We start from the raw sequence: 3,164 nt of genomic DNA, 5'->3' as shown, positions 1-3,164 counted from the left end.
ACAGTGCCCTGGTGGCGAGAAGCGAAGCCGGTGCGGGGATGACGGCCCGATTGGCGGATGGCACCCCAACCTACGGCCTGAGCCCCAATAGCTTTGACACCACGTTACAGTTTGAGCGCACGGGCACCCGTACGCCGACCACATCCGTCGGCGCCTATCAACCGACTGCCCTCACTGGTGATGTAGGCAGCTACGTCAGAGCCGATGACTTACTTGCTGCTCGAAGCAATGAAGTCGTGCTCACGAAATACAAAGAGCCCTGCTGCTTCGCTGCCGGCACTAAAGTCTCAACCCCGAACGGCGACCGCGCCATCGAATCGCTCAAAGTCGGCGACGTGGTCTGGAGCAAACCGGAAAAAGGCGGCAAACCCTTCGCCGCTAAGATCCTGGCGACTCATCAGCGTTCCGACCAGCCGATTTACCGCCTCAAGCTGAAAAGCGTTCGGGTAGACGGCATAGCTGAGGGCGAAACCCTGCTAGTCACGCCGGGTCACCCATTCTATGTTCCGGCCAAGCGCGACTTCATTCCTGTCATCGATCTGAAACCGGGCGATCTGCTGCAGTCCCTGGCTGATGGCGAGACGAACAACATATCGTCTGAGGTGGAGTCGCTGGAGCTTTACTTGCCTGTGGGCGAGACCTTCAACCTGACGGTGGACGTGGGGCACACGTTCTATGTTGGGGAGTTGAAGACGTGGGTGCACAATACGGGGCCGTGTGCGTTGCCTCCGGGCTTTTTTGGTCCAGAAGGGCTAGCAGCCAACAGAGTTAGCGAGGTAGCTATCACCGGTGAAACAGCGTCGACTTCTCTGGGTAAAAGGGTTCATAAAACGCAAGCGGACCTCCGCAGAGAGTCCGGGCTATTCAGCACGGTGGAGCAGCCAATAACAGATCAATTTGGCAATCCAATTTTGGTTCCAAAGCGGGTTGATTTGAAAACGGGCGAAGCGCAGCCTGGGGCAAACTTCCAAAAGGCTATCCCTGATGCAGCTAACTTCGATCGTAGGCTTATAGTGGATGACAAACCTCTGGGCCGTCCTATTGCGAAGGATAGGCAAGAAATTATTAGATTTATTGAGGCGTTTAGGCAACGAGAGGGAGTTTTACCTGAGACGATCGGTATACAACGATATGACCCTAAAACTGGCTTGCCTGTGAAAACTGACTTGTACTCACCGTATGATTTTTTGCCAAAGAAGAATTAGGAGTCTAGATTATGAGTTTCGAGCATAAAGCATTCATTTTTGACTTTGATAGTTTTGATAGTGAGCTTAAGCCGTTATTGGAAGCTTCCTTGCGTTCTGGAAATATTGAGCCGCTACGTTGCTTTATTCTTTCTAACAAAGAGCTTTTGGTCGACCCCTATGAGGGAGATGCGCTGGATGACGACTGGGAGGACATGATCGAAGACAGGGATGCTCATCAATATGGGGACTTTGCGCTGACGAAATATTATTCCCCGAAGGATGATCATGGATTAGGAGTGAAATGGGCAGATTTTCAAGAGAAAATTTCCAATCGAGGTAAGCTAAATATTTCTCCTTTTTTGGGCGCGCCAGTAGGTGTAGATGGCGAGTTTTTTGATCCTGGTAAAATGGGGTCGTACTTTCAAACTACCCATGAAGTGGGTGAAAGTCTAAAAAAGATTGTGGGATTGAAGGGCGAGATGCAAGATGATTTGATCGAAGAGTTGGAAAGTTACGAAAGTTTTCTCAGTCAAGCTAATTCAGTAAAAAAGGGGATCTATGTGACGTTTTGATTGAGAGAATGAAGCGAAGATGGAAAGTGAACTGGTGTTAGACCTAAAGAATGTCGGGCAGTCACATTCTAATTCTCAGAGTGACATTAGTGTTCTCTTTTGATTTTTTCTGAGTTTCTTGCGCTCTTTCAATCACAGCTCTTTAAAAAATAGTTTTATTTTCTGCTTAAATTTCTAAGCGAGGCGGTTACCAGATAACCGCCCTTTTTTATTTACGAAACTTGCGAGTTCAACTTCCGTCCAACCACATCCAGCAGATCGCACCCATCCCTCAGCGGGATAGCCAGCAACAGCGCGAGATCATGCAGCACAACGGCATCACTGCTGATTTCCTCCCGAAACGCCAGGTTCTCCAAAAACTGCGTCACCGCGCGAATACGATACGCGGCGGCGTTATAGAGAACATCAAGGGGCGCTTGCGTGTCGATCACCAGCGCGGGAATGGTTGCGTCGTGGCCCGTTAAAGGCATGTATCGGTTCATATTTAAGCTCTCTACTTAAGTGATAAATACCATCACTCAAACGTCGCCAAACGAATGGGTGACAGCTGTACGCAGGTTGGCGAACCGGCAGTAGAGAAAACCGGCAGACCCGAGGGTCTCCCGCGCACAGCCGTCATAAAACGACTTTGCAGGCGCGCAAGTGGCTGCACAAAAGCCACCAGCTTGCGCATTCTCTACCGTCAGGTCGCCAAACCTGAATCGCCTTGGGGGCGACCGGCGGACTATAAGTCCTTCACGTAAAAACGCGCAAGGCATCAAAAGGCCAACGCTTCCTCGCCGGCGGCCTGTACAGCGACGCCGACCAGTTCCGCTACCTGATGGACAACGCCTTGGCCAGCAAAGACGCGCTGCGCCTGAGCCTGGGTGTCACCCTCACCAGCCAGCAAGTCGGCGCCCTGACCCACGACATCGTGTGGATGGAAAACCGCGTGGTCGACGGCCAGACCGTCCTGGTGCCCGTGCTCTACCTGGCCCAGGCGGAGTCGCGCAACGTGCGCGGCAACAGCCTGATCCAAGGCCGCGACCTCAACCTGGTCACCGGCGGCGACCTGATCAACGTCGGCACCCTGCGCGCCAGCAACAACCTCTCCGCCGTCAGCAGCGGCAGCCTCTACACCGGCGGCCTGGTCGAGGCCGGCAACAACCTGAGCCTGCTGGCCCAGGACAGCATCCGCAACGCCATGGCCGGCGAAATCCGCGGCAAGCAAGTCAGCCTCACCGCGCTCAAAGGCGATGTCATCAACGACAACACCGCCATTCAGGTACGTGACGGCGCCGGCATGCGCACCCTCACCGACGGCAGCGGCGGCACCATCGTCGCCCGCGAAAACCTGGCCATGGACGCTGGCCGCGACCTCACCAACCGGGGTGCCCTCACTGCCGGCAATGACGCCAACCTCACC

3 protein-coding genes and 1 pseudogene are annotated in these 3,164 nt (G+C 53.9%); 3 read left to right on the top strand and 1 reads right to left on the bottom strand.

Annotated features, from left to right (window positions below; all coding sequences use genetic code 11):
• Positions 1–1,205: Hint domain-containing protein (locus G7025_RS26475; protein ID WP_181081928.1), on the top strand; the 1,205-nt coding region annotated here is incomplete at its 5' end.
• A gap of 11 nt (positions 1,206–1,216) precedes the next feature.
• A complete protein-coding gene (locus G7025_RS26470; protein WP_181081927.1) occupies positions 1,217–1,759 on the top strand; it encodes a hypothetical protein in 543 nt (180 codons plus the stop codon).
• A 212-nt stretch (positions 1,760–1,971) separates the two neighbouring features.
• On the opposite strand, the gene G7025_RS26465 is transcribed toward G7025_RS26470, so the two are convergent.
• Complete coding sequence (locus tag G7025_RS26465; RefSeq protein ID WP_258197738.1) at positions 1,972–2,241, bottom strand: hypothetical protein; 270 nt, start codon at positions 2,239–2,241, stop codon at positions 1,972–1,974.
• A 272-nt stretch (positions 2,242–2,513) separates the two neighbouring features.
• On the opposite strand from G7025_RS26465, the pseudogene G7025_RS26460 reads away from it, so the two are divergent.
• Positions 2,514–3,164: pseudogene (locus tag G7025_RS26460) on the top strand (hypothetical protein); the annotation flags it as partial.

It is taken from the genome of Pseudomonas lurida (genome assembly GCF_013522705.1).
In the GTDB taxonomy this organism is placed as follows: Bacteria; Pseudomonadota; Gammaproteobacteria; order Pseudomonadales; family Pseudomonadaceae; genus Aquipseudomonas; species Aquipseudomonas quebecensis.
Note: the sequence above shows the minus strand (reverse complement) of the source record. Positions and strands in the feature narration are given on the sequence as shown.